At 38.1% G+C, this 18,034-nt stretch carries 14 protein-coding genes; 7 read left to right on the forward strand and 7 right to left on the reverse strand.

Annotated features, from left to right (window positions below; all coding sequences use genetic code 11):
* Positions 1-32: 32 nt before the first annotated feature.
* The 4 genes from U9K52_RS06910 to U9K52_RS06925 all read right to left on the reverse strand — a co-directional run bounded on the left by U9K52_RS06910 (position 33) and on the right by U9K52_RS06925 (position 4,491).
* Entirely contained in the window at positions 33-263 is a 231-nt protein-coding gene (locus tag U9K52_RS06910; RefSeq protein WP_263603232.1) for a glutathione synthase, read from the reverse strand.
* A 380-nt stretch (positions 264-643) separates the two neighbouring features.
* Positions 644-862 carry a hypothetical protein gene (locus tag U9K52_RS06915; RefSeq protein WP_248393081.1) on the reverse strand — a complete coding sequence of 73 codons (219 nt, stop codon included), beginning with the start codon at positions 860-862 and terminating at the stop codon, positions 644-646.
* 124 nt (positions 863-986) lie between these two features.
* Positions 987-1,598 carry an alpha-ketoglutarate-dependent dioxygenase AlkB family protein gene (locus U9K52_RS06920; RefSeq protein ID WP_322925741.1) on the reverse strand — a complete coding sequence of 204 codons (612 nt, stop codon included), beginning with the start codon at positions 1,596-1,598 and terminating at the stop codon, positions 987-989.
* Position 1,599: 1 nt separating this feature from the next.
* Positions 1,600-4,491: an AsmA-like C-terminal region-containing protein gene (locus U9K52_RS06925; protein ID WP_322925742.1), complete on the reverse strand. Its 2,892-nt coding sequence runs from the start codon at positions 4,489-4,491 to the stop codon at positions 1,600-1,602.
* A 154-nt stretch (positions 4,492-4,645) separates the two neighbouring features.
* On the opposite strand from U9K52_RS06925, the gene U9K52_RS06930 reads away from it, so the two are divergent.
* Positions 4,646-4,876, forward strand: a complete 231-nt coding sequence (locus U9K52_RS06930) for a hypothetical protein (RefSeq protein WP_248393075.1) — start codon at positions 4,646-4,648, stop codon at positions 4,874-4,876.
* A gap of 10 nt (positions 4,877-4,886) precedes the next feature.
* Here U9K52_RS06930 and U9K52_RS06935 read toward each other — a convergent pair whose 3' ends face one another.
* From U9K52_RS06935 to U9K52_RS06945, 3 genes are all read right to left on the reverse strand, one after another.
* On the reverse strand, positions 4,887-5,348 hold the full coding sequence (locus tag U9K52_RS06935; protein WP_322925743.1) for an NUDIX hydrolase: 462 nt from the start codon (positions 5,346-5,348) through the stop codon (positions 4,887-4,889).
* A gap of 5 nt (positions 5,349-5,353) precedes the next feature.
* Positions 5,354-6,103 carry an NUDIX hydrolase gene (locus tag U9K52_RS06940; protein WP_322925744.1) on the reverse strand — a complete coding sequence of 250 codons (750 nt, stop codon included), beginning with the start codon at positions 6,101-6,103 and terminating at the stop codon, positions 5,354-5,356.
* A 302-nt stretch (positions 6,104-6,405) separates the two neighbouring features.
* Complete coding sequence (locus tag U9K52_RS06945) at positions 6,406-6,564, reverse strand: hypothetical protein (RefSeq protein ID WP_248393069.1); 159 nt, start codon at positions 6,562-6,564, stop codon at positions 6,406-6,408.
* Positions 6,565-6,645: 81 nt separating this feature from the next.
* On the opposite strand from U9K52_RS06945, the gene U9K52_RS06950 reads away from it, so the two are divergent.
* From U9K52_RS06950 to U9K52_RS06975, 6 genes are all read left to right on the forward strand, one after another.
* Positions 6,646-8,910, forward strand: a complete 2,265-nt coding sequence (locus tag U9K52_RS06950; protein ID WP_322925745.1) for a hypothetical protein — start codon at positions 6,646-6,648, stop codon at positions 8,908-8,910.
* A gap of 10 nt (positions 8,911-8,920) precedes the next feature.
* Positions 8,921-11,212, forward strand: coding sequence for a glycoside hydrolase family 3 protein (locus tag U9K52_RS06955; RefSeq protein ID WP_322925747.1), 2,292 nt, complete (start codon positions 8,921-8,923; stop codon positions 11,210-11,212).
* 266 nt (positions 11,213-11,478) lie between these two features.
* The gene (locus U9K52_RS06960; protein ID WP_322925748.1) at positions 11,479-12,645 is read left to right on the forward strand and encodes an esterase; all 1,167 of its coding nucleotides are present in this window, start codon (positions 11,479-11,481) and stop codon (positions 12,643-12,645) included.
* A gap of 235 nt (positions 12,646-12,880) precedes the next feature.
* Positions 12,881-13,759 (forward strand): alpha/beta hydrolase, encoded by an 879-nt coding sequence (locus tag U9K52_RS06965; RefSeq protein WP_322925749.1) that lies wholly within the window; start codon positions 12,881-12,883, stop codon positions 13,757-13,759.
* Between the two features lie 177 nt (positions 13,760-13,936).
* Positions 13,937-16,393 carry a glycoside hydrolase family 3 C-terminal domain-containing protein gene (locus tag U9K52_RS06970; RefSeq protein ID WP_322925750.1) on the forward strand — a complete coding sequence of 819 codons (2,457 nt, stop codon included), beginning with the start codon at positions 13,937-13,939 and terminating at the stop codon, positions 16,391-16,393.
* 207 nt (positions 16,394-16,600) lie between these two features.
* Positions 16,601-18,022 (forward strand): sugar MFS transporter, encoded by a 1,422-nt coding sequence (locus U9K52_RS06975; protein WP_322925751.1) that lies wholly within the window; start codon positions 16,601-16,603, stop codon positions 18,020-18,022.
* The last annotated feature ends 12 nt before the right edge of the window (positions 18,023-18,034 follow it).

Consider the following 18,034-nt stretch of genomic DNA (forward strand, 5'->3'; position numbering starts at 1 on the left):
AAACAAAAATCCCGGAAATTAGCCGGGATTTTTTATTCGTCGAAAATTACTCTACCGTTGAAAGGTTCACTCCAGCAGATAAAAATACGATCATTGTGCCTCCTGATTTCTGCCTGAAGGTTTTCGTATTCTCCATCTTCTTTTTGTCTTTCAACAATTAAATCAGCTCCCTCGCCTATATTTCCTTTTCGGAATTCCACCTGGTAAAGATCTGAACCTTCATCTTTAACAAAATCTTCTTTTCTGAAATTTTTATGTGCCATATTTATATTTTTGTAAATACTGAATAAACCGTGCCAAGAGCGACTAATTCCGAACATTAAAATTCGTGTTTTAAATTTTTCTCCAAATTAAAATCAAAAATTATATTTTTTCTTAAAAACTCATAAATAATATTAAAAAATCCGGCCGGACAAGCTTAGTGGCATAATATTTTAATATATACTAGTACTCATGTTTAATTTGAGTTTTCATGGTTATTAGTTTTTATCCTCAGATTTCTGAGGATTTTTTTGTTTTAAACAATTTTCAATATTAATATGATAAAAATTCGATGTTGTTAATTTTCCAATCCTATTAAAACAAAATAAAAGAGCAACTTATTTAAAGCTGCTCTGCATTATTTCCTGTCAGTTTGTGTTACTTAGATCGCGTACGCTCCTTTATTCTGGAATACATTAATTCCTTCAATTTTATTATTCTGAACATTGTAAATCATTTCAACCGTAAAATGAGATATTTCGTAAAGAACATACTTAAGAGTATTAATTGTTCTTTCGTTCATAACACGTCCTTCATTCATCACTAAGCTGAATTGATCCTGATTAGGCATATTTTTAAAATCGTAATAAGAAATATTCATAGCGGATGTTTTAATACTTTGGTTATCAATACACAATTTCTTTGCCAAATTATGTTAATGCCTTTTATTTTTTTCACTTTATTATTATAACCATGAAAATATTTTCAAGAATAAATATTCCAAGCTATATTTCACGAATCAGCCTGAAGGTAAGATTGATTCTCGGATTCATTTTCTTTACAGACTTTGCAATCCGATGTTCCCAGTTGACCTGCAAGTCCCCCTTCATGATCAGGAGCGATCCGTGATCTAAAGCAAGACTGTATTTCTTTTGATGATCATTAATATTTCTGAAATCAAAATTCCTTACCTGGCCCAGACTAACAGAAGCAATTACGGGCCGATTTCCCAGTTCGCTTTCCTTATCCCGATGCCACGCAACCGAATCATTCCCGTCCCGGTAAAGGTTAAGGAGTACTGAATTAAATTCATACCCCGAAAATGTTTCGATTTTCTCTTTTAAACCAATTAATTCCGGAGACCATTCATTGACATGAAAATCGTTATTTCCCAAATGATACATTTTACTGCTATCGCCGAACCATGACGTTAATCTTGGAGTAACAACTGTTTTATCATACATCTTCTGGGTGTTCTGCTTCCAGGGTGTTGTAGCTATAAGCTGATTAAAAAGTTCCGAAGCTTCCTGTTCAGATAAAAAACTCTTTCTATATTCCAACAATTCTTCCGGAAATTCATAATATCCATCTGCTTCAAACAGGCTTAGCTGGCTCATTTTATTTTTCTTTTAAGTCTTTAGTAATCTGTTTTTCGGCATTTTTAGCGCGTTCTTCCTGCGCTTCTTTTTCTTTACGCTGCTGTCTTTTTGTTTTTTTCTCAGCCCTTCTCTCCTGTCGGATTACTTTATTGAGTTTTCTGTTGTAAGCCGCATCCAGAATTCCCTGTCCTTTTTTACTGAAAATCTTAATTTTCGGATTTTCATGGGTTCCGGTTACCACAATAGGAAACCCGATCAGTCCGCCCGGAAGAATTCCTATTCTCACTCTGAGATCAAGGAGACCATTAAAGCTGGTAGTTCCGCTGATGCTTGGTCTTAAAATAGAAACCCTGAATGTAAATTTATCAACATGAATCAGATTATTCTTAATGTGGGTCTCAATATTGACGCCTTTCATATCAGGATTATTGAAGGCTTTTGCACCAATATTGTCACCTACCGCAGAAAGCATTTTTAAGTTTTTAACTTCCACGTCCCGGAGATTAACGATTCCGCCGCCTTCAAGAGAGGGATAAATCGGTTTCATGTTCCGGTCGAAATCTCCCTTTAATTTGTAATCAACAGAAACAATTCCTTTTACATTTTTCGCTGCCGTTGCCATTTCACGTACCATATCAATTTCTTTGTAAGCACGCTGTACATCAAAATCCAAAACCTTCAGGGCAACATCATAATTTGCGGTAAGCGGAGATTCATCCTGGTAACGGGCATCAATATTCATTTTACTTCCGATGATATCAAAAGACGTATTTTTGAGATAAACCTGGCCTTTTTCCACGGAAGCCTTACCTTTAACATGATTTAATGCCAATCCTTTAAATTCTACTTTCCTGATATTCGTCTGTAAAGAAACGTCAAGATTTTTAGGAATGATCACTACGCCGCTGCTTTTAGGATTTTCTACTTTTGCATACTCTACTTCAATCGATTTTCTTGAATTATCGCCATTTTTTAAAGCCATAAATTCATCAATGAGGACATAGTTGGAATTCAGGTTGAACTTACCATGCAGCGTCCCTTTTCTTTCGATAAAATAATTGATCGTATTCAGCAGATATCCGTTCAGAGAAAAATCTGATTTTCCATATGTCGCAAAGAATTTACTGAACCACATTTTCTCATTTTCAAACCGGAAGTTTCCTTCTTTAATAAAAAATGATTTCGGTAAAAATTCTGTTGTTGCTTTTATATTTTTTAAAATCAAATTACCCTTATTGTCAAGCTTGCTGTACTGTCCGGTAGTCGCATAACTTTGTCTTCCGTTCAGGGAAAGGTCGGCCATAATTAGTCCGCTCACATCAAAGCCTTTCTTCGCAAAAACGCGGTAAATTCTTCCTACATTCAGGACTCCTTTTGCACGGACTTTATACAAAACATCTTCAAAATTCTGCAGATCTGCATTTACAAAAACAGGATTTCCTTCAAAATCAAACCGGAAAGGATCCAATTTCACGCCAAGGCTTTTAAAAGTCCCGTCTGTATTGGTAATGTTGGCTACAATGTTGATATCCTGAATAGGATTCGGATAATATTTTGTTTTAAGCCAGCCATTTTTAAGATTGAGGTAACCATTGGTTTTTGGGAATAACTTTTTGTCCAGACTGAAAACTCCGTTGGCTTTAATATTGGTATCCATTAGGCCGCGCATATCAATATCTTTCAAACCTAATGCCTGATCCAGTGTCTGCAAATCCACTGCTCCTTTTATATCGGCATTGATCTGCATTTCATCCAGACCTTTTGTTTTTACTACCGCTTTGAAACTGTTCTTCGGGCCGAGATCAAAACCGAGATTTTTAAGATCGATTGCCAGTTGATTCGTATCAAGAGAAGGCAGATCAACATTCAGATCCATGTTAAGATGATTCATCGGAACCGGCGCTTTTCCGTTAGAAACAAATCCGTCCCTTACGAGTAATCTTGCTTTAAGTCGCGGCTTTAGGTTTTTCTGCTCGCTAAAACGACCTTTCAGGTTGAAGAAGAGGTCGCTCTTGCCTTCAATTTTAGTATCCTTTGCCCAATCCAGATATTGTGGCGGAAGGACAGAAATCATATCCCGAATGGTTGTTTTCTCAGAAGCTGCTTTTACATCAAGATTGTAACCATCTTTGAGAATACTTAAAAAACCGGTAAATTTTAAAGGAAGATCATTAATTCGTAATTCGTTTTTTCTCAATACAAAAGTCAGCGCATTCGTATTGATCCTTGTAATAAGATCCGCATGCAGTGTCTTTTGTTTAGCATAATAAATTCTATTGAGGCTGAAATCAAGTTTATCAATATCCAAATCAGTTTCAAGATCAAAAATATCTTCACTTAATCCACCGCGTCCTGTGTAATTAAGCCCTTTCGCATCTACCAAAACTCTTGCTGCATGGTCTCTGTAGGTAATATTCCAGTTTTTAAGTTTGATAAGATCAAGTTTTATCGATGTTCCTGAACCCGTGGTATCTTTAGGCTTTTGTGAAGGTTTTGAAACATATACGTTATAATTAGCTTCACCTTTACTGTTAACAAAAACATTTCCGTAGGCATCCGTTACGTAAATTTCATCAATTTTAACTTCACGGTCGAAGATCAGGTTTTTTAGATTAATTCCTACTGCAACTTCACGTGCAGCAAGTAAAGTATCTTGCTGAAAAGGTTTTGATCCTTTCAATAAAAAATCATCTACCGAAACAGTAAGCGAAGGAAAGTGCCTGAAAAATGTAAGGTGGGTTCTTCTGTAATCAAGCTTTCCGGCAAGATGCTGATTGGCAAATATTTTCACCTGTTCCGAAATGGTTCCCGGAAATAAAATAGGGATAATAAACATCAAAAAAAGAATGGATGCGATTGAAATCCCCATCCATTTCAGAATCTTTATAACGATTCTTTTAAACCTTTCCATCTATTTTCAATTTTAGTTTAATAAATTACACTTATCTAAAATCAAGCCATTACTATTGAATTTATTCTATCATAATTCTAAAAATATTTACTTATTAAACAAAAATATCTGTGATGGCATAATTTATTCATTAGCCAAAAACAAAAATATTAGTATGAACTTTAACGAAGCAAAAGAACATAAAAAGGAATCGCTGAAAAATGCAGACGAATCTGTACTGAATCTTTTTCATGTAATAATCACACCCGCGAATACGGATGAAAGTGCAAAATTTATTGAAGATTTTCTGAAATCCCCGGAGTCTTTCGACGATGAAAGCTGTAAAAAATATTGTACCGACGGAAATTATGAAGTGGTAAGTTTCAAAAAAGAAACCACTGAATAAGTAAAAACGATTATTCGGATGAAAGAATTTTTTCCAACTGAACAATAAATCCTGCCTGTGCGGGATTTATTTTTTGCTTTGCCTCTTCTGAATAAAACCATTCCCAACGATCTACCTCAGGGATTTGTATGGTCTTTCCTGATTTTGGCGGCCAACTGATTGTGATCATGTTACTGCTTAATCCGGATGTTTCAAGATCCTGTTCCAGCGCCCATGCAAAAACTTTCTTGCCGGCTTTTTGTGTAATCGGCATCAGTTCAATAAAATTTCCGTTCACAACTTTTCCAGTTTCTTCCAAAAATTCAGTTTTCGCACGGTCCAGTAAACTTTCATCTTCTGCGGCTTCTCCTTTTGGGATAGACCATGCTCCCGAATCTTTATTTTTCCAAAACGGTCCGCCCGGATGAACAAGAAAATAAAAAGTATGTTCTTCTGATCTTTTGAACAGCAAAATTCCTGCACTTATTTTCATGATAATTACCAGCTGTTGAGTCCGTTTTCCAGAGCTTTCATATATTTTCTCTTATCGAATGAGTATAAATCAGGGGCTTTGTGAGCGCCTCCTTTTCTTTGTTCATTAAGCTTTTTAAGAATCCCCATATTTTTAATCTTCCGGTAAAAATTTCCTCTGTTGAGTTCTTTCCCGAGAATCACTTCATACAGTTTCTGCAATTCCGAAAGCGTAAATTTTTCAGGTAAAAGATTATAACCTATTGGTTTATGTGAAATTTTTTCTCTTAATGTTAACAATGCTTTTTCAATAATATCCCTATGATCCATTGCCAGCTCGATTTCAGGAAGTTTACTTAGGTAAACCCATTCACAGGTTTCACTGTATTCATCGGCTATAAGCTTAAAACGGTCCGGATTATAGAGTGCATAATAGCCTATTGTGACAAATCTCTGCTTGTGAAAAAGCGTTTCATCAAAATCCTCAAAATAAAACTCACTTCTGTTCTTTTTGCCGAAAATACCGAATTCTTCAAGATATACTCCCGTGATTCCGGCTCTTTCCTGCAAAATACGCACGACAGCTTCATCAAGATCTTCGTCTTTTCGTACATATCCTCCCGGTAAAAGCCATTGTTTTCTATAATTCATTTTAAGAAGAAGAACCTTGAGCTCATTTTGATCAAAACCGAAAATGACGGGATCGGCAGAAAGGTGAGGTAAAAAAACCTCTTTCAGCTCATTAGATTTATTTAGAATTTGTTGTTTGGAATCCATTCGGGAATTTGGGAAAATTTTATTAAACAAATCTAGTAAAAATTTTGAAAAAACTTAAAAAGGGCCGTATCGTGATACTTTTTCGGGAACAATTTGGTTATTTATAGTCATTGTTTCTTGTTGAAACAATGACTATATTTTTAAAATAAAAATTTCAAATAATTGATTATCAATCAACTAAATTACATTATTAAATTTTATTAACATTTTTTTGGATAATTGAACAAAAGAATGTAGTATTGTATTGCTTCGTACAGAAGCAATGAATTTAAACACTAATCTGAACGAAATTGCTTCGACGATTACACTTTAGAAATAAAGAATTGAATCGAAAGACAACCGTCTTTACACTGAATCGAAAGCAGATCAGTAAAAGCAAAAGCTGCTGACCCATTTTCGAGAAACCCGATGCTGAGGAATACCGGCTGTAAAAATAATTCCGGTACTGAAATAAGTTTCATCCATACACTTTTTGGATGCAGGATGAGCTATGCCTTTAAACATGTACGATAACAACTATATAGAATTTAGAAAACTAAGCAATGAGAAAATCAACTCTTAAGATTTCAGCATTGGCATTGATGCTTTCCTTCGCAACAGCTTTTGGACAGGAAACCGACAGTGCTTCAGTGAAAACAGCAGTAAAAGCAGTGGTTAAAAATGAAGAAGGCGTAAAAACGGTTACCACTTCGTCAAAAGAAGATAACAACAGAAATGTAATGCTGAACGCAGCAAACAATACAAGTCCGCGGGATGTAAATATCGGATTACCTTCCACCGTAGGCGGAATTACGATTCTTGAAAATGATCTTCCCGCTGTCTATTTCTTTTGGCCGGAACTTCCCAACAAAACATGGAGACAAAGTGTAGCTTTAGAAAAAACCGGGCTTTTAAAAATGGATCAGCTCGCCAATACGATGGGTGATCTCGGTTTTGCAGTTAATTCTTATTCTCAGACAGGAACAAAAGATCTTAAAGTAAAAGGAAAATTTACAACAAGTACATTTGGATGGCTTCAGGGAGATGTTAATGTTTCCGGACCGGTTTCCAAAAACGGATGGACGTATACCGTAGGTGCTTTTGCCAACTTTGACCCGAGTACGTACAAATTAGGCTTCGCAAGAAATGCTGATGAAACCAAAATTTTCAGAGCAGGTATTACCAAATATTTCAATAATGATAAGGGTAAAATCTCGGTTTTATATAAATATGCAGATTCTTACAGTATAACCAATTATGCCGTTTTCCAATATGGAGCGGAAGGTAAAGTGACCGAACTCGATAATTTCAAAATCGGAAGAGATTCTTATGTGGTAAGAGACGGGCTGATGAAAGTAAAAGATATTCTTACCGGTGAGTATTCGTGGCGCTCGATGAGTGGAAATGATAACAGATCAACATCGCATAATATCGATATTTTCGGTAATTATCTTTTAGACAACGGCTGGAATTTTAAATTCTCAACAAGAGCGCATTTTTCTAAAGTGAAAATGTCTAATATGATCCCTTTAAGTATCTTCAACACTGATTCTGCAGCCGGATATACTTTGGCTTCCAATGGTCAGTCTTATTCAGGTCCGGTAGGAACAATTCTGGGAATGTACACGCCGGAGACTCCGATCACCAGCGTTGCGGGACGTTTTTCTTTAAATAAACAGCTTGGAAATCACAATGTAACCTTCGGAGTGTTGGAACAATTTTACCACGTTAACAAATTCACATCCGACCGTACCTTCTTCTTTCAGACTGTTGAACCGCAGCCGCAAAGACTGATCGGCCCAAATACAGATGCAGACGGTTTCTACAATTATAATGCAGGCGGAGAATATCACAGCGGAACAGAAAACAAATTGTCAATCTATGGAACGGATGAATGGAAAGTTACCGACAACTTCAATGTAAGCTATGGATTGCATTTGAGAAATCACATCCTTGACGGTGAATATTCTCTGACGCCAAGAACAATTGGTTTCAACTTCACAGATCCTGCTCAGTTTGATCATATCAGTCAGAGTTTCTTCCAGATTGCAGGAAGCCTGAATGCAACGTACAACATTACCAAAAACTTCGGAGTTTTAGCCAACTTCTTATACACCGAAGAAAACAGAAGACTGGAAAGTTATTCTCAGGCTTTCGAACCGAATACCAATAAAATTAAAAGTCCATTGGGAGCATTCGGGGTTTTCTGGAACACCAACTGGATCCAATTGATTTCTCAGGCGACTTATCTTAAGAAAAACAACAACCTTAACAGATATAATCTTGTAAACCCAGCCAATAGTTCTCAGGCTCAAACGACAACGGTTTATTATGATATTCAGACATTAGGCTGGACCACTGATTTTGTTTTAAAACCATTTAAAGGATTCAATTTACATTATTTGGTGACGTTCCAGAATCCGGTATACAAGAAATTTAATTTCAATGCTTTCGGAAAAGATTACAACTACAGTGATAACAATGTATTGGGCGTTGCTAAAGTGTTGATGGAAATCGACCCAAGCTATACCGTTGACAAATGGAGATTCTGGGCAAGTTTCAGATATTTCTCAAAACAATATGCAAACCTTACCAATGCACTGTATTTCGCTCCGAGATGGGAAACTTTTGGCGGTGTGAGTTATACGGTTAATAAAAACATCAACGTTGGCGCAACGGTGATCAACTTCCTGAATCAAAGAGGAGCCAGCGGAACAATTAACGGTGCCGAACTGATCACCGATGCAAGTCCATACTACGGAAAATTGTTGACGGGAACTTACATTATGCCATTAACAGGACAATTCTCAGTAAGCTTTAATTTCTAAATGTAAAACAATGAAAAGGACAGTTTTAAATGTGGCTGCACTATTTTTCGGAATAACAGCATTTTCACAGAATATTCAAACGGTTACCAATTCTAAAGGTCCGGTTTTAGGATATTCCGCAGATTCGGGAGTAAAAATTCTAACCATTGGCGGAAATAAATTCAAAGATTTAAACAAAAACGGAAAACTCGATAAATACGAAGACTGGAGACTTCCTGTTGATGAAAGAGCGAAAGATTTAGCTTCAAAAATGACCATCGAGCAAATTGCAGGTCTGATGCTATACAGCGGTCACCAGTCTGTTCCTGCTCCAGCAGACGGCTTCAGAGCCGGAAAATACAATGGAAAATTATATAAAGAAAGCGGTGCCAATGCATGGGATCTTACGGATCAGCAGAAGAAATTTTTAAAGGAAGATAATTTGCGTCATGTGCTGGTAACAACAGTAGAATCACCGGAAGTTGCCGCGAAATGGAGCAACAACATCCAGGCGTACATTGAAGGCTTGGGATTGGGAATTCCCGCCAACAACAGTACGGACCCGAGACATTCTGCAACAGTAACAGCAGAATTTAATGAAGGTGCTGGCGGGCAAATCTCTCTTTGGCCGGATGGTTTGGCTATGGGCGCGACTTTTGACCCAGAATTGGTGAAGAAATTCGGAAATATTGCCGCACAAGAATACAGAGCGCTAGGAATTTCAACCGCTTTATCTCCTCAAATCGATTTGGGAACAGAACCTCGTTGGTACAGAATTGCCTATGTCTTTTCTGAAAGTCCTGAATTGACAGCAGATATGGCGAGAGGTTATATCGACGGTTTTCAGACGACAGTTGGAAATAAAAACGGCTGGGGAAATAAAAGTGTGAATGCCATGGTGAAACACTGGCCGGGAGGCGGACCTGAAGAAGGCGGTCGCGACGCTCACTGGGCGATGGGAAAATTCGCGGTTTATCCGGGAAATAATTTCCAGAACCACGTAAAACCTTTTACAGAAGGTGCTTTCAAACTCAATGGAGGAACGAAAGAAGCTGCCGCGGTAATGCCTTATTATACGATTAGTTTCAATCAAGATACCAAAAACGGAGAAAACGTCGGAAACGGATACAGTAAATATCTAATCACCGATTTACTTCGTGGTATATACAAATACGACGGCGTAGTCTGCACCGACTGGCTAATTACCGCTGACGAACCAAAATCTCCGGGCGGATTTGCCGGAAAACCTTGGGGTGCAGAAAAATTATCCATCGCTGAACGTCATTACAAAGTCTTGGAAGCGGGCGTTGACCAGTTCGGAGGAAATAATGATAAAGGACCTGTTTTAGAAGCGTATCAGATGGGCGTAAAAGAACACGGTGAAAAAGCATATCGTGCAAAATTTGAGCAGTCAGCCGTTCGTTTGCTGCGAAATTTCTTCAGAACCGGATTGTTTGAAAATCCTTACGTCAATGTTGAAGAAACCAAGAAAATCGTGGGTAATCCTGAATTTATGAAAGCTGGTTATGAAGCTCAGGTAAAATCCATCGTGATGTTAAAAAACAAAGCCAATATTCTTCCGATTAAAGAAAGAAAAACGGTTTATATTCCAAAGAGATATTCTCCGGCAACGTTTAACTGGTGGGGAATTTACACGGCACCGTCTTTAGATTATCCTATCGATATTGAAAAAGTAAAGAAACATTATAACGTCACTGAAGACCCTTCAAAAGCTGATTTTGCCTTGGTTTTCGTAAAAAGTCCGCACAGTGAAGAAGGCGGATACAGCGACATTGATGTGGCAGAGGGCGGAAACGGTTACCTCCCGATTTCGCTTCAGTACCAGACTTATACTGCAACAGAAGCCCGTGAAAAAAGTATTGCAGCGGGAGATCCTGTGGTAGCACCGAATGTACACGACAGAACGTTTAAAAATAAAACTTCAACAGCAACCAACTTTACAGATTTATTAACCATCCAGAACACTTACAAAGCAATGAACGGAAAACCTGTGATTGTTTCTGTAACCGCATCAAAACCGATGGTTTTTAATGAATTTGAAAAGCACGCCGATGCGATTCTTATGAATTTCAACGTATCCAATCAGGCCGTTTTGGATATCATTACAGGAAAGTATGAACCTTCCGGATTGCTTCCGCTTCAGATGCCAGCAAATATGACAACGGTGGAAAAGCAGAAAGAAGACGTGCCTTACGATATGGAAACGCATAAAGATTCTGAAGGTCACAGCTACGATTTCGGATACGGAATGAACTGGTCTGGTGTTATCAAAGATGCAAGAACAGAGAAGTATAAAAAATGATTCATCATAAATTGATTCGTAATTGATGTCTTAAACCGGGCATTTTTTGTCCGGTTTTTTTTAGATTAAAATTTAAATAAAACACAAAAGAATTATAGCTGTAAATAATACTTTAAAATAGTTAACAAAATGGAAATCCAATATTTTCAAAACTTCTGTGTTCTAAGATTTTTCAGCATTTTAAAATTAAATCTAAAGTGACTAATGTGTCAAAATCAAAAACTTTTGTGTTTTTTTTGCGGTTAAAAAGATAAAAACAATTTAATATGAAAATCAGATACACTTTATATTCATTAATGCTGGGTTCACTCATGTTTGCTCAGGAAAGCCTAGATTTCAGCGGAAAGAAAAATTTAATTTCTCCGGAAATCAGCGGTCAGAATGTTACTTTTCGCCTACTCGCACCCAATGCGAACAGCGTAAAACTCCAGGGCAACTGGTTTCCGTCGAAAGGAATGGAGCCAGGTTCCGTGGATTTGCAGAAAGACAAAGACGGCATTTGGTCGTTCAGTAAAAATGATTTCGCACCGGATTTATATACCTATTCATTTATTGTGGATGGCGTAAAAGCCAATGACCCGAACAATTCTTATCAGGTACGCGATGTCGCTTCGGTGATGAGTATGGTTTTGGTGGACGGAAAGCAGTCGGAAAATTACAAAGTTCAGAACGTTCCTCACGGCACCGTTTCCAAAAGGTGGTACAAATCAAATGGACTGAAAGAAGACCGAAGATTAACGATTTATACACCACCGGGTTACGAAAATTCCAAAGAAAAATATCCTGTTCTGTACTTGTTGCACGGAATGGGTGGCGATGAAGAAGCATGGATGACATTAGGAAGAGCTTCCCAGATTTTAGACAACCTTATTGCTCAGGGAAAAGCAAAACCGATGATCGTCGTAATGCCGAACGGTCACACCAGCAATTCCGCTGCACCCGGAGAATCTTCGAAAGGTTTTTATAAAATCGATATGAGAACACCGGATATTTTCAGTGGTGATATGGAAACGTATTTCAAGGAAATTATGAATTTCACCGAATCTAACTACCGCACAAAAGCCGATGCCAAAAACCGTGCGATTGCCGGACTTTCAATGGGAGGTTTCCATTCATTATACATTTCTGCCAATCAGCCGAAAACGTTTGATTATGTCGGTCTTTTTTCTCCTGCCATTCTTCCGCCGGATGAAAAGAAAAGCTCGGTTTACCAGAATTTAGATTCAAAGCTGAAAGCCCAGCAGAACAATACTTATAAACTGTATTGGATCGGAATCGGAAAAACAGATTTCCTGTACAAAAATGTATCGGATTACCGTCAGAAACTCGACAAAATGAATTTCAGATATCAGTATGTTGAATCCGAAGGCGGTCACACCTGGAGCAATTGGAGAACATATTTAAATGAATTTGTTCCTCAATTATTTAAGTAAAATAAATATTTGGGCAGCTATTTCCGCCCTCCGTTCCCGCTTTTTGCCTCCGCTTTGCTGCGGCAAAAAGAGCTCCACTCAGGTCGGGCTGCGTGAGATTCGCTGTTAAAATCAATAACAAAAATAACTGTTATTTAATTTGGTCCTTAGCTGAGTGCCAACGCCTTTGCGAACTTTAAAACAGTTTAATAATCAAAAAAACTTTGCGCTCTTTGCGTTAAAATCTAAAATCAAAATGAAAAAATTAATTATAGCAAGTATCTTCCTATTCGGATTAAATAGCATTAATGCTCAAAAATCAATTCCATTATATCAAGGAAAAGCACCTGGTTCAGAAAACTGGACGTATTCTGAAAAAGAAATGGATTCCGATTTGTTCAAAACCCATTTGGTGTATAACGTTGCCGCTCCCGCAATAGAAATCTACGAAGCCCCAAAGGCAAAAGCCAATGGTACCGTAATCGTTATTGCTCCCGGTGGTGGTTTTCAGAGTCTTTCTATTAATAAAGAAGGAAGAGATTTAGCAAAAATTCTCCAGGAAAAAGGAATTACAGCGGTTGTTTTAAAATACCGTTTGCTGGAAACCAAAACCGGAGATCCGGCTCGCGAAATGATGGAAAACATCAAAGACAGAAAAGCTTTTGACACAAAAACAGCACCGATCAAAGTAATGGCCGGTGAAGACATCAAAACTGCAATTTCCTACATCAGGACGCATGCAAAAGAATTAAATATCAATACAGAAAAACTAGGCGTTATCGGGTTTTCTGCAGGCGCAAGTGTGATTCTGGAAAGTGTACTTCATAGCAAAGATGCTTCCACATTACCAAATTTTGCTGCTTCCATTTACGGAGGACCAAGTGAAGAAATTCTAAATACAGAAATCCCAAACACTACCCTCCCGCTGTTTATCTGTGCAGCCAGCGACGACCAACTGAAGCTGGCTCCAAAATCAGTTTTGCTTTACAGTAAATGGCTGCAGGCCGGACAACCGGTCGAACTGCATATCTACGAAAAAGGCGGTCACGGATTCGGAATGGCAAAACAGAATTTGCCTGTCGATAAATGGTCGGATATCTATCTGAATTGGCTGAAATTCCACAAGTTCTTATAGTTTTTATTTCCCACAGATTAAGCAGATTTTTCATCTGCAAAATTTGCAAGATCTGCGAGAGCTTATAATCAGAAAATCAAAATCAATTTTAATATATAGTTTCTTTTTTTACGGCAATGACTGTATCTGCACAGTTTGTTGCCGTGATTTTAGAATGTAATCAATAAAAAAAGAATTATGAAAAAGAATATCTCAACATTAACAGCACTTTCTCAGAAAGCAAAATATGCAGGATTATTCCTGGCATTATTAGCAGCTTCACCAATTGTTAAAGCACAGAATAATCCAACGGTAACGGTTAACGGAAAAACATTCAGAGACCTCAACGGAAACGGAAAACTTGATGCTTGGGAAGATACCCGACTTTCAACAAACAAAAGGATTGATGCCATCATCAAACAAATGACCAATGCAGAAAAGGTGGACCTGCTGATAGGAACCGGAATGCCCGGTATAGAAGTTCTTACCGGGCCTGTAGGAGATTCCAAACAAGGGCTCGTTCCTGGAGCTGCGGGAGGGACTGCGGAATTGACAAGGTTCGGAATTCCGGCAACGGTAGTAGCAGACGGCCCTGCAGGGCTTAGAATTGCACCGACCAGAGCAAATGATTCGAAAACCTATTATGCGACTGCTTTTCCGGTGGGAACTGCTTTGGCTTCAACATGGAACAAAACACTTCTGGAGCAGGTAGGAAAAGCAATGGGTAATGAAGTAAAGGAATACGGCGTTGATGTATTACTCGCTCCTGCTCTTAATATTCACAGAAATCCTCTTAACGGAAGAAACTTCGAATATTACAGCGAAGATCCTTTAATTTCAGGGAAAACAGCAGCAGCAATCGTTAATGGAATTCAATCTGAGGGTGTGGGAACTTCTATTAAACATTTCGCAGCAAATAATGAAGAAACCAACCGTTTGAAAATTAATGCTCACGTTTCCGAAAGAGCAATGAGAGAATTGTATCTTAGAAATTTCGAAATCACTGTTAAAGAATCCCAGCCCTGGACGGTAATGTCATCGTATAACAAAGTAAATGGTGTGTATACCTCAGACTCAAAAGATTTGCTGACTCAGGTTTTGAGAAACGAATGGGGCTTCAAAGGAATCGTAATGACCGACTGGTTTGGCGGTTTCCCGGGATTTGAATCTATCCGGAGTGGTGGAATTTCTGATGTTGTTAAACAGATGAATGCCGGAAATGACCTTTTAATGCCGGGAATTCCTGCACAGAAAAAGGTATTGCTGGAAGCTCTTAATTCTGGTAAGCTATCACAGCAAGTGGCAGATTTAAATGTCAAAAGAATTTTAGAATACATTTTTAAAACACCAACTTTCGCACAGTACAAATACAGCGACCAACCAAATCTGAACGATCATGCTGAGGTAACAAGAAATGCCGCCACAGAAGGAATGGTTTTACTTAAAAATGAAAATAATGCGCTCCCTTTTGCCGATAAACAAAAAGAAGTTTCGTTATTCGGGGTAACTTCTTATGCCTGGATTACCGGAGGAACAGGAAGCGGAAGTGTGAATAACAAGCACACCGTTTCTCTTTTGGAAGGTTTAAATGCTGCCGGTTATAAATTAGATAAAGAATTAGTTGATTTGTACAGACCTCATGCTGAAAAAGAGGTTGCTGCCGAAAAGGAACGAAGAAAAGCAAGAGGAATTCTGGCTTTACCTGAAAGACTTCCTGAAATGAAAATGAATGACGCATTTATCGCTAAAAAAGCAGAAACTTCAGAAATCGCTTTTGTAACACTGGGAAGAAATTCCGGGGAAGGCGGCGACAGAGTTGTAGATAACGACTTTAATCTGGCAACAGAAGAAATCGAAATGCTGGACAAGATCTCAAAAGCATTCCATGCAAAAGGAAAAAAAGTTGTTGTGATTTTAAATATTGGTGGCGTAATCGAAACAGCTTCATGGAAGGATAAGGCAGATGCTATTTTGCTGGCATGGCAACCCGGACAGGAAGGCGGACATTCCGTGGCAGATGTAGTTTCAGGAAAGGTAAATCCTTCAGGAAAACTGACGATGACGTTCCCTGTGAAGTACTCAGATCATGCTTCAGCCAAGAATTTCCCGGGAGTACCTGCAGATAATCCGAAAGACGTAACCTATCAGGAAGGTGTTTATGTCGGCTACCGTTATTTCAATACGTTTGGGGTAAAACCTTCGTATGAATTCGGATACGGAAAATCGTACACCGATTTTGCTTATTCCAATATTAAAACAAGTTCAAAAACTTTTAATAATAAATTAGAAGTAAGTATTGATGTTAGAAATACCGGAAAAGTAAACGGAAAAGAAGTTGTTGAATTATACCTTTCTGCACCGAACAAAAGTATCGATAAACCAACATCTGAGCTGAAGGCATATGCTAAAACCAAAGATCTGAAACCGGGAGAATCTCAAACGATTACTCTGACATTGAATCCGAAAGATTTAGCATCCTATGAAACTGCAAAATCGGCTTGGGTTGCTGAAGCGGGAAATTATAAAGTTTCTGTCGGAGCGTCTTCTTTAGACATCAGACAGACAGCGGAATTTTCTTTACCGAAAGAATTGGTAGTTGAAAAAGTTCAGCATGTATTTGCTGCAGATACACCATTTGAAGATATGAAACCATAAAGATTTACATATAAGGAGCTATAGATATAGAATGCATACATTCATATTTAATTCAAAAATTAGAACCCAAACACTTTTCTGTATTTTATTTCAAGGCTCCTTTATGTTTAAGAAACATAGAATTTTCATGATAAGTTTAATGTCTCAAATTAAGATTTTATCTTTAAAATAGGTATCTTTAACCACTTTTTTAAATAAATGAATGTTATGATCAATGATGTAAAGGCTAAAGGCAGGAATTATACAGTTCCTCTCATTACCATCACCCTCTTATTTTTCATGTGGGGATTTATTACCTGTATGAATGATATCCTTATTCCTTATCTGAAACAGCTTTTCAACCTTTCGTTCTTTGAATCGATGCTGGTGCAATTCTGTTTCTTCGGTGCCTATTTTATTGGTTCCCTGATCTACTTCTTAATATCGAGTACACAAGGTGACCCGATAGATAAAGTGGGTTATAAAAAAGGAATCCTTTTCGGGATCTTTCTTGCGGCATTAGGCTGCGTACTCTTTTATCCTGCAGCAAGCTTTGCCTCATACGGATTATTTTTAGGAGCACTGTTCATTTTAGGATTAGGATTTACCGTCCTGCAGATTACAGCGAATGCCTATGTTTCTTTGCTTGGTCCGGAAGAATCTGCATCCAGCAGACTGAATATGACGCAGGCTTTCAACGCCTTCGGAACAACGATCGCCCCGGTGTTGGGCGGACATCTTATTTTTGAATTATTTTCTGCACCGGACGGTTCTTTCTCTGCGGCAGCAACTAAGATTCCTTATCTGATCTTTGCCGGAATTCTTTTACTTGTAGCTTTATTAATTTCAAGAGTGAAGCTTCCTGACTTTCAGGTAAAAGGTGAAGAAATCGTGAAAGGTTTCGGAGCATTGCAACACAACCACCTGAAATTCGGAGTCTTGGCGATGTTTTGCTATGTTGGCGGAGAAGTAGCCGTGGGAAGTTTCATTATCAGTTTCCTGGAGCAGCCACAGGTGATGAACTTATCTGAAGTGGTAAGCAAAAATTATCTTTCCTTATATTGGGGTGGCGCCATGATTGGACGTTTCTTAGGCGCTATATCATTAAACCAATCGATCAGTCAGGGGAAAAAAGCATTGTATATGCTGGGAGCAGCGGCCGCTGTGTTTTTGGTGATCTTCAGTATTGTAAATCTTACTTTTGCACAGATCAGCTTCTTCCTTGTATTTATAGCGTTGAATTTTGTGGCATTCTTCATCGGGAAAGCAGCTCCGGCAAGAACCTTATCCATTTTCGCAGCAGTAAATGTCGTTCTCTTAATTTCCGCTATGTTAAATCATGGTGAAATGGCGATGTACAGCATTCTGGGAATCGGAATCTTCAATTCCATCATGTTCTCGAATATCTATACACTGGCGATTTCAGGACTGGGTAAATATACGAGTCAAGGCTCTTCGTTAGTTGTAATGGCTATTTTAGGAGGAGCTATCGTCCCTATATTCCAGGGATATCTGGCTGATGTTTTCGGAGTGCAGCATTCGTTTATTATTCCCGTATTCTGCTATATCGTGATTCTGATTTTCGGAGCTTACTGTACCAAGTATCTGGCGCATGTAAAGCAAGATGCCGATGCAAAATCGGGACATTAAATATTATTTTTT

The organism is Chryseobacterium sp. MHB01, from assembly GCF_034651565.1.
GTDB classification, from domain to species: Bacteria; Bacteroidota; Bacteroidia; order Flavobacteriales; family Weeksellaceae; genus Chryseobacterium; species Chryseobacterium nepalense.